Raw genomic sequence first — 19,679 nt, 5'->3', positions numbered from 1 at the left:
CCCGTCACGCCGGGCCGCGACGCGCCCCGACGGGCGGCGGTCCCCCGGTGCGCCACAATCGACGGGTGCCGACGTCGCCCCCCACCGTGGTGCCCGCCACCCCGTACGTCGACCTGGACCGCGAGGCGTGGACCCGCCTGTCCGCGTCGACCCCGCTCCCCCTCACCGACGCCGACGTCGCGCGCCTGCGCGGGCTCGGCGACCCGATCGACCTGGCCGAGGTGGACGCGATCTACCGGCCGCTGTCCCGGCTGCTCGACCTGTACATCCAGGGCACGCGCGGCCTGCACCGCGCGACGAGCACGTTCCTGCGCGAGGACGTCGGCCGCACGCCGTACGTCATCGGCGTGGCGGGGTCGGTCGCGGTCGGCAAGTCGACGACGGCGCGGCTGCTGCGCGAGCTGATCGCCCGCTGGCCGGCGACGCCGCACGTCGAGCTCGTCACCACGGACGGCTTCCTGCACCCGAACGCCGAGCTCGAGCGACGCGGCCTGCTGCAGCGCAAGGGCTTCCCCGAGTCGTACGACCGGCGCGCGCTGCTGCGCTTCGTGTCGAAGGTGAAGGCGGGCCGGCCCGAGGTGACGGTGCCGGTGTACGACCACCTGACGTACGACATCGTCCCGGGCGCGGAGGTCGTGGTGCGCCAGCCGGACGTGCTCATCGTCGAGGGGCTGAACGTGCTGCAGCCGGCACGGCCGACCGCCGAGGGTGCGTCGAACCTCGCGCTGAGCGACTTCTTCGACTTCTCGATCTACGTCGACGCCCGCACGTCCGACGTGAAGCAGTGGTACGTCGACCGGTTCCTGTCGCTGCGGGCGACGGCGTTCGCGCGGCCGGAGTCGTACTTCCACCGGTACGCGTCGCTGACGGACGCGCAGGCCGTCGCGCGGGCCGAGGAGATCTGGGGCTCGATCAACGCGCCGAACCTCGAGCAGAACATCCTGCCGACGCGGTCCCGCGCGACGCTCGTCCTCACCAAGGGCCCCGACCACGCCGTGCAGCGGGTGCGCCTGCGCAAGCTCTGACGCCGGAGGGGCCGGGCGCCGCGGGGTCGGGCAGCCGGACCGGAGGGGTCAGGGCGCCGCGGCGCGCGCCCCGGGTGCGCCCGGGCCGAGCGCACCCGCGTCGGCCGGGACCGCGAGGACCACGGGCTCCTCCGTGCGCCGCACGACGTCGAGCTCCGCGAGCGCACCGCCCACCGCGTCGCCGTCGCCGGCGCACGCGAGCCCCTCGGGCAGCAGCACGGCGTCGTCGAGCGCGTCGACGAGCCACACCTGCGGCGCGGGTCCGGTCGCGCACGGCTCCGGGGTGGCGCGGCGCTCCACGAGCCGCAGCAGCTCCGTCAGGTCGCCCTCGAGCCGGGTCGACGTCACGGAGTGCCACGTGCCGGCGCTGTCGCGCAGTGGCTCGCCGCGCCCGCACACGAGCACGGTGTCGGCGACGAACCCGTCCGGGGGCGTCCCCCGGTCGACGGGCGGTGCGGGCGACGCCGTCGGCACGGGGAGCGGTTCGAGCGCGAGCGCGCGGAGCACCTCGGGGACGAGGCAGCTGGCCTCGGCGCGGACCTGCGCCGTCCGCGACGCGGACGCGGCCGCCCCCGCGGGTCCGCCGCCCGGCGCGCACGCGGCGGCGGTGGGCAGCACGACGACGGCCGTGAGCAGCGCCCACGTCGCCCCCCGCCCCCTGCGCATCCGTCCACCCCGTGCCGCTCCGTCCCCGGGCGCACGACGGTGGACCCCCGTGGTCCGGGGGCCTCGCGTGGGCGGGGAGGGACGACGCCGGAGTCGCCCCGAGGGTGAGCCTAGGCCGGTGCGGACGTCACCCGGTCGGCCGATACCGGATCGTTGTCACAGCGCACCCGATCGTGAGGTCATCGTGACCTCGACCGACCGTGACGGCCGCTGACCGGCGGTCAGGCCGCCGACGTGCCGCGGACGACGGGGGCCGCAGTGACACCCTCCTCGTCGTCGGCGGGCAGCGCGTCGCGCTGGACCCGTGTCACCGACCCGCCCGCCCGGCGCTCGGCGTGGTGCGCCGACAGACCGGTCACCCGGCGGAGCACCCAGTCGACGACCAGGCCGATCACGAGACCGCCGACCACCCCGACGACGACCCCGAGCACCGGGTTGTCGTGCCCGAGGACGTGGCCGGCGCCGACGCCGATCGCCGTCGAGTACAGCGCCCAGGTCACCGCGGCGATGCCGGTGAGCAGCACGAAGCGCGAGCGGCGGAACCCGAGGGCGCCCGCCGTCATGTTGACGGCGACGCGGCCGATGGGGATGTAGCGGGCGGCGATGACGAACGCGGCGCCACGGGTCGCGAGCGCCCGCTCCGCCCAGTCGAGCACCGCGTGGCCGCGCCGGCCGCGGAACCACCGCAGCTCGCGGATCCGCACGTGCCGGCCGATCTGGTACGCGATCTGGTCACCCGTGAAGGCGCCGAGCGCGGCCACCACGACCACGAGCCACAGCAGCGGGCGGCCCGTGGACACGGACAGCGACGTCAGCGCGATGACGACCGACTCGCTCGGGATCGGCGGGAAGAACCCGTCGATGGTCGCGAAGGCGTAGAGGACCGGGAAGATCCACGGCGAGCCCGCCAGCTCCAGCGTCCACTGCTCCACGTCCTGCTCCCCTCGTCCCCCACCCCTCGGTGAGGTCGGCACGACCCACGCTAGGGCCCGCGCGACGGCGAGGACATGGGGTTTCCCCCCGATTCAGCCCTGAGCCGCCCGGATCTCCGTCCGTGGGTGAACGCCCGGCGACGCGGTGTCGTTCCCCGGGAGGAGGTCGGGGCGCGCGTACCGGTCGACGAACGCGCGCAGCACCCCGGGGACCTGCACGCCGCTCGCCCGCGCCGCCCCCACGACGTCCGCCGCCTCCTCCGGCGCGAAGTACCCGTCGTACCGGTACGCCTCGACGCGCGTCGTCAGCCCGGCCACGTCCAGCTCGGGGTGGAACTGCGTCGCGTACACGTGCCGCCCGACCCGGAACGCCTGCACCGGGGCGCCCGCCGACGACGCGAGCACGACCGCGTGCGGCGGCGGCACCGTCAACGACTCCTTGTGCCCGACGAACGCGCCGAACGTCGGCGGCGCGGAGCCGAGCACCGGGTCGGCGCGACCGGCCGCGGTCAGCTCGACGGTCACCGCGCCGACGGGCTCGGGGTGGCTCCGGTCCACGAGCCCGCCCTGGTGGCGGCCGAGCGTGCCGATGCCGTAGCAGGCGCCGAAGAACGGCGCGTCCGCGGGCACCACCGCGTCGAGCAGCCGCGCGAGGTCGGCCTCGACCCGCCGCTGCACGGGCGACTTGGCGTCCTCGGGGTCGCTGACGCAGAACGGTCCGCCGCCGAGGACGATCCCCGACCACGCGTCGAGGTCCACGTCCGGCAGCGGCGCGGCCTCGAGCCGCACGCGCCGCAGCGTCGCCTCGCTCAGGCCCGTGCACCGCAGCATGGCGGCGTACTCGTCGTCGGCGGCGGCGTCCTCGGGACGCACGCCGAGGAACAGGAACGGTCGCACGCGCACCTCCGGCGGGACGGACCGGGACGGGCGCCCGGACCTCAGCCGGCGTGCGGGGGCAGCGCGAACCCGAGGGTGCGCGCGGCCTCGTGCGGGACCGGCTCCGACGCCCAGTGTGCGCCGAGGCCGTCCGTGGCCGCCAACGATCGCGTCTCGGCGCGGTCCAGGTACAGCGTGCCGCGCAGGTGGTCCGTCTCGTGCTGCACGATGCGCGCCGGCCAGCCCGTGAGCACCTCGTCGACGGCCGCGCCGTGCTCGTCCAGGCACGTGAGCCGCACGCGGCGGGGCCGGGCGACCACGGCGACGTAGCCGACCACCGACAGGCAGCCCTCGTAGAACGCGACGCGCTCGTCGTCGACGGGCGCGTACGTCGGGTTGACGAGCACGCGGGCCGGCACCGGGGTACGCTCGCGCGCGGCGGCCACATCGGGGTCCGGCACGCCCGGGTCCTCGACGACGGCGAGCGCGAGCGGCAGGCCGATCTGCGGCGCGGCGAGCCCGACGCCCGGCGCGGCCCGCATGGTGCGGTGCATGAGCGCGACGAGCTCACCGAGCTCGGCGTCGGCGAGCTGCCCGTCGTAGGGCAGCGCCGGCGTACGCAGGGCCGGGTGCCCCGCCTGCACGATGGGCGCCACGGCGTCGGGCCCGGCGGCGCGGGCGCGCTCGAGCACCTGCGTCGTCAGCGTCCGCAGTGCCGTGCGGGCGGCGTCGTCCGTCACAGCGCCAGGCGCTCGCGCACCACGCCGGCGAGCTCGTGCGCGACGCGGTCGGCCTCCTCCTGCGTGCCGGCCTCGACCATGACCCGCACGAGCGGCTCGGTCCCGGACGGGCGCAGGAGCACGCGGCCCGTGCCGTCGAGCTGCTTCTCCGCGGCCTGCACGGCGTCGCGCAGGGGGCCGTCGTCCGTGCGCGCGCGGTCGACGCCGGGCACGTTGACGAGCGTCTGCGGCAGGCGCCGGACGACGCCCGCGAGCTCCTGGAGCGTGCGGCCCGTCGACGCGACGCGCGCCGCCAGCTGCAGCGCGGTCAGCACGCCGTCGCCGGTGGTGGCGTGCTCCGCCATGATGATGTGGCCCGACTGCTCGCCGCCGAGGCCGTAGCCGCCCTGGCGCATGGCCTCGAGCACGTACCGGTCGCCGACGGCCGTCTCGACGGTCGCGATCCCGGCGGCCTGCATCGCGAGCCGCAGGCCCAGGTTGCTCATCACGGTCGTGACGAGGGTGTCGTGCGGCAGCGCACCCTGCTCGTGCAGCGCGATCGCGAGGACGCCCATGATCTGGTCGCCGTCGACGAGGTCGCCCTGCGCGTCCACCGCGAGGCACCGGTCCGCGTCGCCGTCGAACGCGACGCCCAGGTCCGCGTGCGCCGCGACGACCGCCGCCTGCAGCGGCTCGGGGTGCGTGGAGCCGGCGTCCTCGTTGATGTTGCGGCCGTCCGGGGACGCGTTGATGACGACGACGTCCGCGCCGGCCTCGCGCAGGGCGGCGGGGCCGACCTCGCTGGCGGCGCCGTTGGCGCAGTCCGCGACGATCCGCAGGCCGTCGAGGCGCGTGCCGATGGTGCCCACGAGGTGCTCGACGTACTGCTGGCCGGCCAGGCCCACGTCGACGCGGATCCGGCCGACGTCGGCGCCCACGGGGCGGTCCCAGTCGTCGCCGAGGCGTGCCTCGATGGCCGCCTCCACGTCGTCCTCGAGCTTGCGGCCGCCGCGGGCGAGGAACTTGATGCCGTTGTCCGGCATCGGGTTGTGCGAGGCGGAGAGCACCACGCCGAGGTCGACGCCGCGCTTGCCGGTGAGGAACGCCACCGCGGGCGTGGGCAGCACGCCCACGAGGTCGACGTCGACCCCGGCGGAGGCGAGGCCCGCGGCCACCGCCGCGGAGAGGAACTCCCCGGACGCGCGCGGGTCGCGTCCCACCACCGCGCGGGGGCGGTGCCCCTCGAACGCGCCACGGCTCGCGAGCACGTGCGCCGCGGCGACCGAGACGTCGAGCGCGAGCTCGGCCGTCACGTCGCGGTTCGCGAGGCCCCGGACACCGTCCGTGCCGAACAGTCGACCCATCACACGACTCCTTCGTCCCGCCCGGCGGCCGCGTCCACGGTACGTCGGGCGTCAGTGGTCCCTCCGGGTCCCGGCGCGGCGTGGCGCACATGCGCCGCACGTCCGGCGGGGACCCCCGAGCACACCGATGGCCCCGCAGGTCGGCAGACCCGCGGGGCCATCGGCAGCGAGCGCTGGATCAGCGCTTCGAGTACTGCGGCGCCTTGCGCGCCTTCTTCAGACCGGCCTTCTTGCGCTCCACCACGCGTGCGTCACGCGTGAGGAAGCCGGCCTTCTTGAGCGCCGGGCGGTTGTGCTCCGCGTCGATCGCGTTGAGCGCACGGGCGATGCCGAGGCGCAGGGCACCGGCCTGGCCCGAGACGCCGCCGCCGGTGATGCGGGCGACGACGTCGAAACGACCCTCGACGTCCACGGCCTTCAGCGGGCTGTTGACCAGCTGCTGGTGCACCTTGTTGGGGAAGTACTCCTCGAGCTGGCGGCCGTTGATCGTCCACCGGCCGGTGCCGGGGATGAGGCGGACGCGCGCGACGGCCTCCTTGCGGCGGCCGAGCGCCTGGCCGGGAGCGGTCAGGGACTGCCCGCGCCCGACGGGAGCGGAGCTCTCCGAGGTGTAGCTGGTGGGCGTCTCGTCGCCCTCGTAGTCGTTCTCGACGGTGGTCTGAGCCACGATGTCCTCGCGTTCTGTGTTCGTCACTGCCGCAGCAGCCCGGGGCCTACTGCGCCACCTGGGTCAGCTCGAACGGCTTCGGCTGCTGGGCTGCGTGCGGGTGCTCGGGGCCGGCGTAGACCTTGAGCTTGCTCAGCTGCTGACGACCGAGGGTCGTACGGGGCAGCATCCCGCGGACGGCCTTCTCGATGGCACGCTCGGGGTGCTTCTCGAGGAGGTCGGCGTAGCGGGTGGCACGGAGGCCGCCCGGGTAGCCGGAGTGCCGGTAGGCGAGCTTGGTCTCGCGCTTGTTGCCGGTCAGGGCGATCTTCTCGGCGTTCACGACGATGACGAAGTCGCCGCCGTCGACGTGGGGCGCGAACGTCGGCTTGTGCTTGCCGCGCAGCAGCGTGGCCACGTGGGTGGCCAGGCGGCCGAGGACGACGTCGGACGCGTCGATGACGTACCAGTTCCGCTCGACGTCGCCGGGCTTCGGGGTGTACGTGCGCACGGGTGTGGGCCTCTGTCTCGTGTTGCGTGTCATGGCCGGGCGCGCAGGGGCGACCGACCGAGATGGCTGTCGGAGCATCCCGGCCCGGCGAGTGGGATCGCACCAGGACGGCCATCGGCACGCAGTGGTGAGAAGCCACCGGTGCGCGACAGGGGACGCACAACGACCACCCAGAGTACCGGCCCGGGGGACGCAGGGCAAAAGGCGTCGTCAGCGCGCGCGTGCGACCCGTCCCACGTCCCACACCGGCTCCGGCGTCTCGACCACCTCGCCGTCCGCGCCGAACACCAGGAACCGGTCGAACGTGCGCGTGAACCACCGGTCGTGCGTGACTGCCAGCACCGTCCCGTCGAACGCGGCCAGCCCCGCCTCGAGCGCCTCCGCGGACTGCAGGTCGAGGTTGTCCGTCGGCTCGTCGAGCAGCAGCAGCGTCGCACCCGCCAGCTCCAGCAGCAGGATCTGCAGCCGCGCCTGCTGGCCGCCGGACAGCGTCTCGTAGCGCTGCTCGGCGGCCGCCACGAGCCCGTACCGGTCGAGGGCGCGGCTCGCGGCCTCCCGCCCCATGCCCGACCGGTGCCCGTCGCCGCGGTGCAGCACGTCCAGCAGGGTGCGGCCCGCCAGCTCCGGGTGCACGTGGTTCTGCGCGAACCACCCCGGCCGCACGCGCGAGCCGAGCACGACCGTGCCCGTGTGCGCGACGGGCGCCGGGTGCAGGTCGCCCGCCGGCGCGTGCTCGGGCGCGGGGTCGGTGCCGCCCGCCGCCAGCAGCCGCAGGAAGTGGGACTTGCCCGAGCCGTTCGAGCCGAGCACGGCCACCCGCTCGCCGTACCAGACCTCGAGGTCGAACGGCTGCATGAGACCCGTCAGCTCGAGGCCCTGCGCGACCACCGCCCGCTTGGCGGTCCGCCCGCCCGTCAGGCGCACCCGCACGCGCTCGTCCCGGGCCACCACCACCGGCGGCCCCGCCTGCTCGAACTTGCGCAGGCGCGTCTGCGCCGCCTGGTAGCGGGACGCGAGCCCGTCGTTGAAGGCCGCCTTCGTCTTGAGCGTGAGCACGAGCTCGCGCAGCTTCGCGTGCTCCTCGTCCCACCGCCGCGCCAGCTCCTCCAGCCGCGCGCGCCGCTCCTCGCGGGCGCGGGCGTAGGTCGCGAAGCCGCCGCCGTGCACCCAGGCCCGCGCGCCCACCGCCGTCGGCTCGAGCGTCGCGACGTGGGTCGCCACACGCGCGAGCGTCTCCCGGTCGTGGCTGACCAGCAGCACCGTCTTCGGCGACGCGACCAGGCGGTCCTCGAGCCAGCGCTTGGTCGGCACGTCGAGCGCGTTGTCGGGCTCGTCGAGGACGAGCACCTCGTCCGGGCCGCGCAGCAGCGCCTCGAGCACGAGCCGCTTCTGCTCGCCGCCGGACAGCGTCCGCACGTCGCGGTGCTGCGCGCGCTCGAACGGCAGCGACAGCACGGCGTCGGTCACCAGGTCCCAGCCCGCCTCCGCGTCGTACCCGCCGACGTCCGCCCAGTCCGCGAGCGCCTGGGCGTACCGCAGCTGGGTCGGCTCGTCGTCGCGCTCCATCATGAGCAGCTCCGCGGCCGTCAGCTCCGTCGCCGCGTCCCGCACCGCCGGCGGCGCCAGCGACGCCAGCAGGTCGCGCACCGTCCGGTCGTCGTCGATGCGCCCCACCTCCTGGCGCATGACGCCCAGCCCGCCGCTGCGCACGACGGCGCCCGCGTGCGGCTCGACCTCACCCGTGACGACCCGCAGCAGCGTCGACTTCCCGATCCCGTTGGGGCCGACGAGCGCCGTGCGGTGCCCCTCGCCGACCCGGAACGACACGTCGTCCAGCAGCGGACGGCCGTCGGGGAGCGTCCAGCCGACGCCCGCGACCTCGAGGTGACCCATGCGGGCAGTGTCCCCGCGCGGGCCGCCGGGCCCCAACCCCATATCCCCGGCCGCTGCTGTGGCGAGGTGCCCCGGGCGGTGCTTGGGTCGTGGCATGAGCGAGGACACCCCGGCCACCAGCACCGACCCCGCCCTCGGGTCCGAGGGCGACAGCAACCAGCTGCCCGGTGAGGACTCGATGTCCGACCGCGGCACCGGCGACCTGCTCGACGAGTGGATCGTCCCGCCGGAGCGCGACCGCCCGGCGTCGAGCCGGTTCGGAGAGACGCACTGGGAGGAGGCGCGCGGCGAGACGCTCGACCAGCGCGTCGCCCAGGAGGAGCCCGAGGTGTGGGACGCCACCACGCCCCCGCCGCCGGACCGCGACGAGCTCCGCGCCGGCCGGATCGTCGAGGACACGGACGCCGTCGACGCGGGCGGCACGAGCGAGTTCGCGGTCGACGCGGGCGTCGCCGGCGGTGCCGCGACCGCGGAGGAGGCCGCCGTGCACGTGCTCGAGGAGGACTACGAGGAGGCGTACCCCGACGCACCCGCCACGGCGGACGACGACGAGGTCACCGGCGACGACGAGACGTCGCCCGACGACCGCCTCTGACCGGTCCGGCGCCGCCCTTCGCGCCGGCGTCCGCACGTCAGCCGCAGCAGCCGCCCGGCGCGGGCGCGCCCTCGACCTCGTGGGCCCCGCGCCGGGCGCGCGTGCGTCCGGCCCGCTCCGCGAGCTCCCCGTCCGCCGGGTACGTGACCTCCTCGAGCGTGAGCCCGTGCGGCGCGACGACGGTCGCCCCGCCCTCCCGTCGCCGCCCGACCAGGAGCGCGTGCGGCCAGTCCACGCCGCGTCGCCCCTCCCCCACGGCCAGGCTCGCGCCGACGAGCGCACGGACCATGGAGTGGCAGAACGCGTCGGCCTGCACGTGCGCGACGACGAGCCCCGCGTCCGGGCCGTCCGCGGGCCGGCGCCACGTGAACTCCTCCAGCGTGCGGATCGTCGTGGCGTCCGGGCGCGGCTTGCAGTACGCCGCGAAGTCGTGCCGACCCACGAGGCGCCGCGCCGCCTCGTCCATCGCGGCGACGTCGAGCCGGTGCCGGTGCCACAGCACCCACGCGCGGCGCAGCGGGTCCCGAGCGGCCGCGTCGTCCACGACCCGGTAGGCGTACCGGCGGCGCAGCGCGCCGAACCGGGCGTCGAAGCCGTCCGGTGCACGGGTGACGCGGTGCACGACGAGGTCGGCGGGCAGCACGCCCCCGAGCCGGCTCGTGAGCGCGTCGACGGCCTCGCGGTCCGAGCGGCCGCGCGCCGCCGCGAGCGCGTCCGCCGTGACGTCGACGTGCGCGACCTGCCCGCGGGCGTGCACGCCCGCGTCCGTCCGGCCGGCGACCGTCACGCGGGGCGCGGGCTCGCCGCGCGGGCCCGTGCGCAGCACCGTCGCGAGGCCATCCTCGAGGGTGCCCTGCACGGTGCGGAGACCCGGCTGGCGGGCCCACCCCGAGAAGTCGGAGCCGTCGTAGGCGAGGTCGAGCCGGAGGCGCAGCACGTCGGCGCCGGGGGCGCCGGTGCGGTCCGGCACGTCGGTCGCCGCCGTGCCCGGCGGGGCCCCGGCCGTCGCGTCGTCGGTCCCGACCTCGTCCTCGCTGCGCACGGGCCCACGCTAACCGCGGCGCTACCGTGGTCGGCGTGCCGCCCGCGTCCGACCCGTACACGCTCGCCGTCGACTGCGGCGGCGGCGGCATCAAGGCGTCGGTGCTCGACGCCGCCGGCACGCTGCACGTCCCGGCCGTCCGCGTGCCCACGCCCTACCCGCTGCCGCCCGAGCGGCTCGTCGAGACGATCGCGGCCATCGCGGCGGACCTGCCGCCCGCCGGGCGCGCGACCGTCGGGGTGCCCGGGATGATCCGGCACGGCGTCGTGGTCGCGACGCCGCACTACGTGACCCGGTCCGGGCCGCGGACCGCCGTCCTGCCCGAGCTCGTCGCGGCCTGGCAGGGCTGCGACGTGCGGGCGCTGCTCGAGGCCCGCCTCGGGGTCCCCACCCTGGTGCTGAACGACGCCGAGGTGCACGGTGCGGGCGTCGTCTCCGGCACGGGGCTGGAGCTCGTGCTCACGCTCGGCACGGGGCTCGGCTCGGCGCTGTTCGACGGGGGACGCATCGCGCCGCACCTCGAGCTGTCGCACGCCCCCGTGCGCTGGGGCACCACGTACGACGCGTACGTCGGGCAGCACGAGCGGGCACGGCTCGGCGACGGGCTGTGGTCGCGGCGCGTCCGCCGTGTCGTGGAGGGGTTCCGACCCGTCTTCCACTGGGACCGGCTCTACCTGGGCGGCGGCAACGCGCGCGCCATCACGGCGGCGACGCTCGAGCGGCTGGGCGACGACGTCGTCGTCGTACCGAACCAGGCCGGGATCGTCGGCGGCGTGCGCGCCTGGGCGCTCGCCGGCTGAGGCGACCACCCGCGGGCACCCGTCTCACGGGCACGGCCGACGCCCGTGACGGAGCCGCGTGACCACCGCGGTGCGCCTCCAGGCGATCGGGTGACCCCCGGCGCGGCGCGGGTGAAACCCGGGAGGACGGTCCGGGACGAACCCGGCGCGGATGCGGACAACCCGCACGATCCGGCCGGGACGCCCTGTTGCCGCCCGCGGACCACCCGCTCACGATGATCGAGGCGCGGGTTGGGAACGCGCCCACGCCCACGCCGGGGGACCCCCGGACGCCTCCACCAGAAGAAGGGGCCACCACCATGGCCACGCCCGACGCCGCCCTGCAGCAGGTCCTCGACCTCGACGGCGCCCTCGCCATCGCCCTCGTCGACCTCGGCAGCGGCATGGCCCTCGCGACGCGCAACGTCGTGCCGTTCGACCTCGAGCTCGCCGCCGCCGTGAACACCGAGGTGATCCGCGCCAAGCTGCGCGCGATCGACAGCCTCGGGCTCGACGAGCAGATCGAGGACATCCTCATCACGCTGTCCGGCCAGTACCACCTCATCCGGCTGTCGTCGCGGCCCGACCTCGCCGGCGTCTTCTCGTACCTCGTCCTCGACCGCGGGCGGGCCAACCTGGCCCTCGCCCGCCGCGCGCTCAAGGCGCTCGAGGACCAGCTCGAGCTCTGAGCCCCCGGTCCGGCGCACCCATGACCGACCAGCTCCGTGACGTCCTCGACGGCCTCCAGGAGGCCGTCGCGGACGTCGCGCACGTCATCGCCCTCGACCCCGTGGACCGGGTCGTGCTGGCGGACGGCGACGCCCCGGCCGAGCGCGTCGTCGCCGCGCGCGCCGTCGCCACGACCCTCGCGCTCGTCGACACGGCCGGCGCGGAGCCCGTGCGGGCGGTGGTCGAGACGTCCGACGCCACCTTCTACGCCGTGCACGACCCTGCGGGGCTGGTCGTCGTGCTCGTGGGTCCGCCGCAGTGGAACACCGCGCTCGCGCGCCGCACCGCCGACCCGCTCCTGCGCACGGTCGACGCGGAGGCCGTCCTCGCGCCCCTGCGGGCCGCGCGGCGGGCGCAGGCCGGACCCGCGCCCGCGCGCACGGGACCGACGCCCGCCGTGCCCGCACGGCGGGAGACGCTCGCGCAGGCGCACCGCGCGGACGCCGTCGCGGTGCGGCAGGCCTCCCCCCCGGCCTGAGCACACCGCCCGCGGCGTGGTGCCCGAGCACGCGGCCGCCGGGCCCGAGCGACGTCCGACGACGGGTCAGGTCGTGGGACGGGCCGCCCCTCGCACGCCGCCCGCTCGCACTGCACCCGGCCGGGCCACCGCCGCACCCTGCGCCTCGCGCGCGTCGACCTCCTCCAGCGCCTCCAGCAGCACGCGCGTGAACCGCACGGGCTGCACGAGGCTCACGAGGTGCGTGGCACCGGGCACGACGACGAGCCGCCCGTCCCGGCACGCCGCGAGGAAGCGCGCCTCCTCGCCGCGGAAGTGGTCCCAGCGCCCGTTGACGAGCCACACCGGCGCCGTCACCCGCGCGAGGTCCGCCACCGGCGTCGCGCCGGCCATCTCCCGCAGCGTGTCCGTCACGACGTCGAGCGCGAACCCGCCCGCGCCCACGTCGGCCGCCGCCGTGGGCGGCATGGTGCGGTCGACCAGCCACTGGTTGACCGCCGCACCCCGGTCGGGCAGCCGTGCGAACCCCCACGCCGCGGCGCCCCACGCGCGCAGCGCGAGGCCGTGCGGGCGCGTCGAGCACGCCGCGGCCACGAGCCCGGCGACCTGCTCGGGGTGCCGCGCGGCGTGCTCGACGGCCGTGTAGCCGCCCAGCGAGAGGCCGACGACGACCGCGCGACCGCCGACCGCGTCGACCCCGTCCCGCACGGCCGCCACCGCGCCCGCGCGCGTGAACCGCTCCCCCAGCCGGCGCCCGTGGCCCGGCAGGTCGACGGCGAGCGTGGTGCGCCCCGTGGCCTCCAGCGCCTCGGCCTGGGCCCGCCACATCGTCCGGGACGCGCGCAGGCCGTGGACGAGCACGACGGGTGTCGGGCGGGCGGCCATGGCCCGACGCTACCGAGGGAGGGCCGGACGGCGCAGGCCGGGACTCGTCGGGCGGGAGCCCGTCCGGCCGGGGCGGGGCGAGGTCGGTGAGGCCGGCGTCGGTCGGCCACGCGCGGGGCGCACGCGCGAGGGCCCGGACACCGTGCGGTGTCCGGGCCCTCGGGTGCTGCTGCGGGAGGTCAGGCCTTGTCGGCCTGCGTCTCCTCGTCGGCCGGGGCGTCGGCGGGCGCCTCGTCCGTGGCGGCCTCGTCCGTGGCGGCCTCGTCCGTCGTCGGCTCCTCGGCGGGGGCCTCCTCGACCGGGGCGGCCTTCTTGGCGGCCTGCGTGGCCTCCTTGACGACGGCCTGCTTCGGCGAGAGCGGCTCGAGCACGAGCTCGATCACGGCCATCGGCGCGTTGTCGCCCTTGCGGGCGCCGATCTTCGTGATGCGCGTGTAGCCACCCTGGCGGTCGGCCACGACGGGCGCGATCTCCGTGAACAGCGTGTGCACGACGCCCTTGTCACGGACGACCGTCAGCACGCGACGGCGCGCGTGCAGGTCGCCGCGCTTCGCGAACGTGATGAGCCGCTCCGCGAGCGGGCGCAGGCGCTTGGCCTTCGCCTCGGTCGTCGTGATGCGCTTGTGCTCGAACAGCGCCGTCGCGAGGTTCGCGAGGATCAGCCGCTCGTGCGCCGGGCTGCCACCGAGCCGGGCACCCTTGGTGGGCGTGGGCATGGTCTCTACTCCTTGGGATCAGAAAGGGCGACGCCGGACCGTGGGCCCGGGCCGACGGTCGTCAGTACTGCTCGTCCTCGACGAAGTCGGTCTCGTCGTCCCCGTAGTACGCGCCCGACGCGGTCGGGTCGAAGTCCAGCGGGCTGTCCTTGAGCGTGAGGCCCAGCTCGGCCAGCTTCTCCTTGACCTCGGTGATGGACTTCGCACCGAAGTTGCGGATGTCGAGCAGGTCCGCCTCGGACCGTGCCACGAGCTCACCCACGGTGTGGATGCCCTCGCGCTTGAGGCAGTTGTACGAGCGGATCGTCAGCTGCAGGTCCTCGATCGGGAGCGCGAGGTCGGCAGCCAGGGCCGCGTCGGTCGGCGACGGGCCGATCTCGATGCCCTCGGCCTCGACGTTCAGCTCGCGGGCGAGGCCGAACAGCTCGACCAGCGTCTTGCCGGCGGACGCGAGCGCGTCGCGCGGGCTGATCGCCGGCTTGGTCTCGACGTCGACGATGAGCTTGTCGAAGTCGGTGCGCTGCTCGACACGGGTCGCCTCGACCTTGTAGGTCACCTTGAGCACCGGCGAGTAGATCGAGTCGACCGGGATCCGGCCGATCTCCGCGTCGAGCGACTTGTTCTGGTTCGCCGACACGTAGCCGCGGCCGCGCTCGACCGTCAGCTCGATCTCGAGCTTGCCCTTGTCGTTCAGCGTGGCGAGGTGCAGGTCGTGGTTGTGCACCTCGACGCCCGCCGGCGGCACGATGTCCGCGGCGGTGACGACACCCGCACCCTGCTTGCGCAGGTACATCACGACGGGCTCGTCGTTCTCCGAGGAGACGACGAGGTTCTTGATGTTGAGGATGATCTCGGTGACGTCCTCCTTGACACCCGGGATCGTCGAGAACTCGTGCAGCACGCCGTCGATCCGGATGGACGTGACGGCGGCGCCCGGGATGGACGACAGCAGGGTGCGGCGCAGGGAGTTGCCGAGGGTGTAGCCGAAGCCGGGCTCGAGCGGCTCGATGGAGAACCGCGAGCGGTGCTCCGAGATGACCTCTTCGGTCAGGGTGGGACGCTGTGCGATGAGCACGGTGGGGTTTCCTCTCCGCGGGCGTCCGCCATATGACGCTCCGCAGGTACTGCTGGCCGGGACGTGGCTCGGTCCGCACGTCCTGGGCGACGGTCGTGGTCCGGTCGTGCCGTCCGCCCTCCGCCGTCGTCACCGCGAGGCGGGACGACGGCGGGGCGGACGTGCGAGGGCCGGGACGGCCCCGAGGGGCACCGTCCCGGCCGTCGACGGGTCAGACGCGGCGGCGCTTCGGCGGACGGCAGCCGTTGTGGGCCTGCGGCGTCACGTCCTGGATCGAGCCGACCTCGAGGCCGGTCGCCTGCAGCGAGCGGATCGCCGTCTCACGGCCCGAGCCGGGGCCCTTGACGAAGACGTCGACCTTGCGCATGCCGTGCTCCTGCGCACGACGCGCGGCGGCCTCGGCGGCGAGCTGCGCGGCGAACGGCGTCGACTTGCGCGAGCCCTTGAAGCCGACCTGGCCGGACGAGGCCCAGGCGATCACGGCGCCGGACGGGTCCGTGATGGACACGATGGTGTTGTTGAACGTGCTCTTGATGTGCGCCTGGCCGTGGGAGACGTTCTTCTTCTCCTTGCGGCGCGGCTTGCGCACGGCGGTGCGGGACTTGGGAGGCATCTCTTCTTCTCTCGGGGTCTGCGGGTCGGTGGGCCGACGGCGGGGCGGTCAGCGGCGGGCGCGACCAGCCCGGCGCCTTACTTGCGCCCGGCCTTCTTCTTGCCGGCGACGGTGCGCTTCGGGCCCTTGCGGGTACGCGCGTTGGTCTTGGTGCGCTGACCGCGCACCGGGAGGCCGCGGCGGTGACGCAGGCCCTCGTAGCTGCCGATCTCCACCTTGCGGCGGATGTCGGCGGCGACCTCGCGGCGCAGGTCACCCTCGAGCTTGTAGTTGCCCTCGAGGTAGTCGCGCAGCGCGACCAGCTCGGCGTCGCCGAGGTCCTTGACCCGGGCGTCCGGGCTGATGCCCGTGGCGGCGAGGGTCTGCTGCGCACGCGTGCGGCCGACCCCGAAGATGTAGGTGAGCGCGATCTCGACCCGCTTCTCGCGGGGGAGGTCGACACCGATGAGACGTGCCATGCCTGGTGGCTCCTGTAGTGCCTCGGAGGTCTGCCGCACCGTCCTCCCGCGTGTGGTTCGCGGGCCCCGGCCTCCGAGCCGGGGGTTCGCCGTGCGCGGGGCCCGAGGGCCCGCTCACGGAGCGGCGGTGCGCTTGCTGGCCCTAGCGGGCCGGGTGGTTCAGGTGGCTGCTCAGCCCTGGCGCTGCTTGTGGCGCAGGTTCTCGCAGATCACCTGGACGCGACCGTGCCGGCGGATCACCTTGCACTTGTCGCAGATCTTCTTGACGCTCGGCTTGACCTTCATCGCGTGTTCCTCCGCCGCCGTGCGGTGCCCGGTGGGCTCGGCCGACGGCGTGTCGATGGGGTGGGTTACTTGTAGCGGTAGACGATGCGCCCGCGGGACAGGTCGTACGGGCTGAGCTCGACGACCACCCGGTCCTCGGGGAGGATCCGGATGTAGTGCTGACGCATCTTGCCCGAGATGTGGGCGAGCACCTTGTGGCCGTTCGCGAGCTCCACGCGGAACATCGCGTTGGGGAGCGCCTCGATCACGCTGCCCTCGATCTCGATGACGCCGTCCTTCTTGGCCATGTCCTCCGCTAACTGTCGTTCTTCTCGTGCTGTGCTGTGACCACGCGCTGCCGCGAGGCCCGGCCTGGCCGGACCTCTCGCCGAGAGTGTGGACGGCGCGCGCGGCCCGTCCGTCCGGACGGCGCACACAACCAACCGGCAACTATACGCCATCCGGCGCACGATCGTGACGGCTCCGGAGGACGGCCGGCGGAGGTCCCCGGCTGGCCGGTCGCACGGCGGTCGGGGCCGGTCCGCGCGGGTCCGATCCCGTCGCCCCCGGTCCCGGCGCGGCGCGGCCGGCGTCAGGCCAGCGACGCGACCTGCACGCCCAGCGCGCCGAGGCGCTCGGCTCCCCCGTCCCGCGCGGTGAGCACGACGATGCCGTCCTCGAGCACGGCGACGGTGTGCTCCCAGTGCGCCGCCCGTGACCCGTCGTCGGTGACGACGGTCCAGTCGTCCGCGAGCGTGTGGTTGGCCTCGGCACCCCGCACGAGCATCGGCTCGACGGCGACGCAGAGGCCCGGCCGGACCTTGGCCCCGCGGTCGCGCGTGCGGTAGTTCGGCACGTCGGGCGGCTGGTGCATCGCGGTGCCGATGCCGTGCCCGACGTAGTCCTCGACGATCCCGAACGGCGTGCCGCCGTTCCGGCCGGCGGCCGTCGCCGCCTCGACGACCTCCTCGACGGCCTCCCCCACCGCGCCGAGCCGGTCGGCGCGCGCGAGGGCGGCGATGCCGGCCCACAGAGCGTCCTCGGTGGTGGTGACGAGCTCGTGGTCGTGCGGGTCGCCGTCGCCGACGACGACCGAGAAGGCGGAGTCGCCGTGCCAGCCGTCGACGACCGCCCCGCAGTCGACGGAGACCACGTCACCCGGCTGCAGCACCCGGGCACCGGGGATGCCGTGCACGATCTCCTCGTTGACCGACACGCACAGCGAGGCGGGGTACCCGTGGTACCCGAGGAACGACGGCGTCGCGCCGGCGCGGTGGATGACGTCCTCCGCGACGGCGTCGAGGTCGGCCGTGGTCACGCCCGGCGCGACGCGCGCACGGACGGCGTCGAGCGCGTCCGCGACGACCAGCCCGGCGCGCCGCATGACGGCGACCTGCTCGGGCGTCTTGTACTCGATCCGCTCGCGGCCGAACATGCGCTCAGGCGGACTGCGCGGCCCGCAGCGCGTCGAGCAGCCGCTGCGTGACCTCGTCGACCTCGCCGAGCCCGTCGACCTGCACCAGCAGGTCGCGCGCCGCGTACACCTGCGCGATGGGCGCGGTCTGCTCGGCGTAGACGTCGAGCCGGTGGCGGATGACGTCCTCCGTGTCGTCCGCGCGGCCCTCGATCGCGGCGCGCCTGGTCAGCCGGTCGACGACGACCTGCGGGTCGACCGTCAGCTCGACGGCCGCGTCGATGCCGACGCCCGCCGCGGCGAGCATCTCGTCGAGCGCGGCGACCTGCGCGACGTTCCGCGGGTAGCCGTCGAGGAGGAACCCGTCGACGGCGTCCGCCTGCGCGAGCCGGTCGCGGACCAGCTCGTTCGTCAGCTCGTCCGGCACGAGGGCGCCGGAGGCGGTGATGTCCTGGACCTTGCGGCCCAGCTCCGTGCCGCCCTTGATGTTGGCGCGGAAGATGTCGCCGGTCGAGATCGCCGGCACGCCGAGCTGCTCGGCGAGACGGGCGGCCTGCGTGCCCTTGCCCGCTCCGGGCGGGCCGAGCAGGACGAGACGTGCGCTCAACGGAGGAACCCTTCGTAGTGGCGCTGCTGCAGCTGCGACTCGATCTGCTTCACCGTCTCGAGGCCGACGCCGACCACGATGAGGATCGACGCGCCGCCGAACGGGATGTTCGAGCCGACGTCGAGGACGATGAACGCGATCGTCGGGATCAGGGCGACGAGCGCCAGGTAGATCGAGCCCGGTGCGGTGATGCGCGTGATGACGTAGTCGAGGTACTCGGCCGTCGGGCGTCCGGCGCGGATGCCCGGGATGAAGCCGCCGTACTTCTTCATGTTGTCCGCGACCTCGTCGGGGTTGAACGTGATCGCCGTGTAGAAGTAGCAGAAGAAGATGATCAGCAGGATGTAGATGGCGATGTGCAGCGGCGCCTCGGGGTCCGCGATGTACACGCTGATCCACTGCACCCAGCCGGCCGTCGCGTCGCCGAACTGCGCGATCAGCGCGGGGATGGCGAGCAGCGACGACGCGAAGATGACCGGGATGATGCCGGCCATGTTGATCTTGATCGGGATGTAGGTGCTCGAGCCGCCGTACATGCGGCGGCCGACCATGCGCTTGGCGTACTGCACCGGGATGCGCCGCTGCGACTGCTCGACGAACACGACCAGGCCGATGACGAGCACGACGATCGCCATGACGACGATGAACTTGCCGACGCCGCCGGCGCCGCCCGCGATGGACCACATCGCGCCGGGGAAGGTCGCCGCGATCGAGACGAAGATGAGCAGCGACATGCCGTTGCCGACGCCGCGCTCGGTGATGAGCTCGCCGAGCCACATGACCAGGCCGGTACCGGCGGTCATGGCGATGACCATGATGAGCAGGACCAGCGGCGAGTCGTCGGGGATGACGTCGACCGAGCAGCCCGGGAACAGGTTGCCGCTGCGCGCGAACGTGATGATCGTCGTCGACTGCAGGACGGCGAGGCCGATGGTCAGGTACCGCGTGTACTGCGTCAGCTTCGCGGTGCCGGACTGCCCCTCCTTGTGCAGCTCCTCGAACTTCGGGATCACCACGCGGAGCAGCTGGATGATGATGCTCGCGGTGATGTACGGCATGATCCCGAGCGAGAACACCGACAGCTGCAGCAGCGCACCGCCGCTGAGCAGGTTCACCAGCCCGAGCAGGTCGTTGGCGTCGGCCGTCTGGTCGATGCACGCCTGGACGTTCGGGTAGCTGACACCCGGCGTCGGCAGGAACGAACCGATGCGGAACACCACGATGATGCCGATGGTGAAGAGCAGCTTGCGCCGCAGGTCGGGCGTCCGGAACGCCCGTGCGAATGCGCTGAGCACCTGTCCTCCTGCTGGAATGAGGCCGGCGAGACCGACCCGTTGCCGCCGCGCCGCGGCGAAGACCGCGCGCCACACTACCCCGAACGTCCAGTCACCCCGGCACGTGCCCGGGACGGAC

The 19,679-nt window shown here is 74.7% G+C and carries 24 protein-coding genes; 5 read left to right on the top strand and 19 right to left on the bottom strand.

The genetic code is table 11. The features are described from left to right. The first annotated feature begins 65 nt into the window (after positions 1–65). Positions 66–1,025, top strand: a complete 960-nt coding sequence (gene coaA, locus AB6N23_RS01195; protein WP_412863935.1) for a type I pantothenate kinase — start codon at positions 66–68, stop codon at positions 1,023–1,025. Between the two features lie 48 nt (positions 1,026–1,073). Here the strand turns inward: coaA and AB6N23_RS01190 are convergent, their stop codons facing one another. The 8 genes from AB6N23_RS01190 to AB6N23_RS01155 form a co-directional block, all read right to left on the bottom strand. After that, positions 1,074–1,691: a hypothetical protein gene (locus AB6N23_RS01190; protein ID WP_412863933.1), complete on the bottom strand. Its 618-nt coding sequence runs from the start codon at positions 1,689–1,691 to the stop codon at positions 1,074–1,076. A gap of 221 nt (positions 1,692–1,912) precedes the next feature. Next, positions 1,913–2,623, bottom strand: a complete 711-nt coding sequence (locus AB6N23_RS01185) for a DedA family protein (protein WP_412863931.1) — start codon at positions 2,621–2,623, stop codon at positions 1,913–1,915. A 93-nt stretch (positions 2,624–2,716) separates the two neighbouring features. Continuing rightward, positions 2,717–3,520, bottom strand: a complete 804-nt coding sequence (locus tag AB6N23_RS01180; RefSeq protein ID WP_412863929.1) for a glutamine amidotransferase — start codon at positions 3,518–3,520, stop codon at positions 2,717–2,719. A gap of 41 nt (positions 3,521–3,561) precedes the next feature. Further along, positions 3,562–4,239 (bottom strand): peptide deformylase, encoded by a 678-nt coding sequence (locus AB6N23_RS01175; protein ID WP_412863927.1) that lies wholly within the window; start codon positions 4,237–4,239, stop codon positions 3,562–3,564. Beyond that, complete coding sequence (glmM, locus tag AB6N23_RS01170) at positions 4,236–5,582, bottom strand: phosphoglucosamine mutase (RefSeq protein ID WP_412863925.1); 1,347 nt, start codon at positions 5,580–5,582, stop codon at positions 4,236–4,238. Before glmM ends, AB6N23_RS01175 begins: the two co-directional genes overlap by 4 nt. 178 nt (positions 5,583–5,760) lie before the next feature. Next, entirely contained in the window at positions 5,761–6,249 is a 489-nt protein-coding gene (gene rpsI / locus AB6N23_RS01165) for a 30S ribosomal protein S9 (protein WP_378202446.1), read from the bottom strand. Between the two features lie 46 nt (positions 6,250–6,295). Beyond that, the gene (gene rplM, locus AB6N23_RS01160; RefSeq protein ID WP_378202442.1) at positions 6,296–6,739 is read right to left on the bottom strand and encodes a 50S ribosomal protein L13; all 444 of its coding nucleotides are present in this window, start codon (positions 6,737–6,739) and stop codon (positions 6,296–6,298) included. Between the two features lie 210 nt (positions 6,740–6,949). Next, complete coding sequence (locus AB6N23_RS01155) at positions 6,950–8,632, bottom strand: ABC-F family ATP-binding cassette domain-containing protein (protein WP_412863922.1); 1,683 nt, start codon at positions 8,630–8,632, stop codon at positions 6,950–6,952. A gap of 94 nt (positions 8,633–8,726) precedes the next feature. Between AB6N23_RS01155 and AB6N23_RS01150 the strand changes: the two genes are divergently transcribed. Beyond that, a complete protein-coding gene (locus tag AB6N23_RS01150; protein WP_412863920.1) occupies positions 8,727–9,227 on the top strand; it encodes a DUF5709 domain-containing protein in 501 nt (166 codons plus the stop codon). Between the two features lie 37 nt (positions 9,228–9,264). Here AB6N23_RS01150 and AB6N23_RS01145 read toward each other — a convergent pair whose 3' ends face one another. Beyond that, positions 9,265–10,164, bottom strand: a complete 900-nt coding sequence (locus AB6N23_RS01145) for a tRNA pseudouridine synthase A (protein WP_412863960.1) — start codon at positions 10,162–10,164, stop codon at positions 9,265–9,267. Between the two features lie 140 nt (positions 10,165–10,304). Here AB6N23_RS01145 and AB6N23_RS01140 point away from each other — a divergent pair, with 140 nt between their 5' ends. The 3 genes from AB6N23_RS01140 to AB6N23_RS01130 all read left to right on the top strand — a co-directional run bounded on the left by AB6N23_RS01140 (position 10,305) and on the right by AB6N23_RS01130 (position 12,255). Further along, entirely contained in the window at positions 10,305–11,069 is a 765-nt protein-coding gene (locus AB6N23_RS01140; protein WP_378202433.1) for an ROK family protein, read from the top strand. Between the two features lie 299 nt (positions 11,070–11,368). Further along, entirely contained in the window at positions 11,369–11,737 is a 369-nt protein-coding gene (locus AB6N23_RS01135) for a hypothetical protein (protein WP_412863918.1), read from the top strand. Positions 11,738–11,757: 20 nt separating this feature from the next. After that, positions 11,758–12,255, top strand: coding sequence for a hypothetical protein (locus tag AB6N23_RS01130; RefSeq protein ID WP_412863916.1), 498 nt, complete (start codon positions 11,758–11,760; stop codon positions 12,253–12,255). 66 nt (positions 12,256–12,321) lie between these two features. On the opposite strand, the gene AB6N23_RS01125 is transcribed toward AB6N23_RS01130, so the two are convergent. From AB6N23_RS01125 to secY, 10 genes are all read right to left on the bottom strand, one after another. Next, positions 12,322–13,119, bottom strand: a complete 798-nt coding sequence (locus AB6N23_RS01125; RefSeq protein ID WP_412863914.1) for an alpha/beta fold hydrolase — start codon at positions 13,117–13,119, stop codon at positions 12,322–12,324. Between the two features lie 179 nt (positions 13,120–13,298). Then, complete coding sequence (rplQ, locus tag AB6N23_RS01120) at positions 13,299–13,835, bottom strand: 50S ribosomal protein L17 (protein WP_412863912.1); 537 nt, start codon at positions 13,833–13,835, stop codon at positions 13,299–13,301. A gap of 61 nt (positions 13,836–13,896) precedes the next feature. Continuing rightward, positions 13,897–14,910, bottom strand: coding sequence for a DNA-directed RNA polymerase subunit alpha (locus AB6N23_RS01115; RefSeq protein WP_378202419.1), 1,014 nt, complete (start codon positions 14,908–14,910; stop codon positions 13,897–13,899). Between the two features lie 211 nt (positions 14,911–15,121). Next, positions 15,122–15,523 (bottom strand): 30S ribosomal protein S11, encoded by a 402-nt coding sequence (rpsK, locus tag AB6N23_RS01110; protein WP_013117847.1) that lies wholly within the window; start codon positions 15,521–15,523, stop codon positions 15,122–15,124. Between the two features lie 77 nt (positions 15,524–15,600). Then, positions 15,601–15,981: a 30S ribosomal protein S13 gene (gene rpsM, locus AB6N23_RS01105; protein ID WP_378202416.1), complete on the bottom strand. Its 381-nt coding sequence runs from the start codon at positions 15,979–15,981 to the stop codon at positions 15,601–15,603. A 171-nt stretch (positions 15,982–16,152) separates the two neighbouring features. Beyond that, entirely contained in the window at positions 16,153–16,266 is a 114-nt protein-coding gene (gene rpmJ / locus AB6N23_RS01100) for a 50S ribosomal protein L36 (RefSeq protein ID WP_013117849.1), read from the bottom strand. Positions 16,267–16,331: 65 nt separating this feature from the next. Further along, positions 16,332–16,553 (bottom strand): translation initiation factor IF-1, encoded by a 222-nt coding sequence (gene infA, locus AB6N23_RS01095; RefSeq protein ID WP_012877432.1) that lies wholly within the window; start codon positions 16,551–16,553, stop codon positions 16,332–16,334. Positions 16,554–16,837: 284 nt separating this feature from the next. Beyond that, the gene (gene map, locus AB6N23_RS01090) at positions 16,838–17,680 is read right to left on the bottom strand and encodes a type I methionyl aminopeptidase (protein ID WP_412863908.1); all 843 of its coding nucleotides are present in this window, start codon (positions 17,678–17,680) and stop codon (positions 16,838–16,840) included. Positions 17,681–17,684: 4 nt separating this feature from the next. Continuing rightward, the gene (locus AB6N23_RS01085; protein WP_378202410.1) at positions 17,685–18,266 is read right to left on the bottom strand and encodes an adenylate kinase; all 582 of its coding nucleotides are present in this window, start codon (positions 18,264–18,266) and stop codon (positions 17,685–17,687) included. Then, positions 18,263–19,561, bottom strand: a complete 1,299-nt coding sequence (gene secY, locus AB6N23_RS01080) for a preprotein translocase subunit SecY (protein WP_378202407.1) — start codon at positions 19,559–19,561, stop codon at positions 18,263–18,265. The genes AB6N23_RS01085 and secY overlap by 4 nt, the downstream gene beginning before the upstream one ends. Positions 19,562–19,679 lie beyond the last annotated feature (118 nt).

Origin of the sequence: Cellulomonas pasadenensis, from assembly GCF_047229365.1 — a bacterium.
Classification (GTDB): Bacteria; Actinomycetota; Actinomycetes; order Actinomycetales; family Cellulomonadaceae; genus Cellulomonas.
This window is presented reverse-complemented; position numbering and strand designations above follow the sequence as displayed.

Coding starts and splice junctions, on each gene's coding strand:
- AB6N23_RS01190 (WP_412863933.1), bottom strand. CDS start 1,691: ATGCGCAGGGGGCGGGGGGCGACGTGGGCGCTGCTCACGGCCGTCGTC.
- AB6N23_RS01155 (WP_412863922.1), bottom strand. CDS start 8,632: ATGGGTCACCTCGAGGTCGCGGGCGTCGGCTGGACGCTCCCCGACGGC.
- AB6N23_RS01130 (WP_412863916.1), top strand. CDS start 11,758: ATGACCGACCAGCTCCGTGACGTCCTCGACGGCCTCCAGGAGGCCGTC.
- glmM (WP_412863925.1), bottom strand. CDS start 5,582: ATGGGTCGACTGTTCGGCACGGACGGTGTCCGGGGCCTCGCGAACCGC.
- AB6N23_RS01150 (WP_412863920.1), top strand. CDS start 8,727: ATGAGCGAGGACACCCCGGCCACCAGCACCGACCCCGCCCTCGGGTCC.
- rplQ (WP_412863912.1), bottom strand. CDS start 13,835: ATGCCCACGCCCACCAAGGGTGCCCGGCTCGGTGGCAGCCCGGCGCAC.
- rpsK (WP_013117847.1), bottom strand. CDS start 15,523: ATGCCTCCCAAGTCCCGCACCGCCGTGCGCAAGCCGCGCCGCAAGGAG.
- infA (WP_012877432.1), bottom strand. CDS start 16,553: ATGGCCAAGAAGGACGGCGTCATCGAGATCGAGGGCAGCGTGATCGAG.
- AB6N23_RS01135 (WP_412863918.1), top strand. CDS start 11,369: ATGGCCACGCCCGACGCCGCCCTGCAGCAGGTCCTCGACCTCGACGGC.
- map (WP_412863908.1), bottom strand. CDS start 17,680: ATGTTCGGCCGCGAGCGGATCGAGTACAAGACGCCCGAGCAGGTCGCC.
- rpsM (WP_378202416.1), bottom strand. CDS start 15,981: ATGGCACGTCTCATCGGTGTCGACCTCCCCCGCGAGAAGCGGGTCGAG.
- rpmJ (WP_013117849.1), bottom strand. CDS start 16,266: ATGAAGGTCAAGCCGAGCGTCAAGAAGATCTGCGACAAGTGCAAGGTG.
- AB6N23_RS01125 (WP_412863914.1), bottom strand. CDS start 13,119: ATGGCCGCCCGCCCGACACCCGTCGTGCTCGTCCACGGCCTGCGCGCG.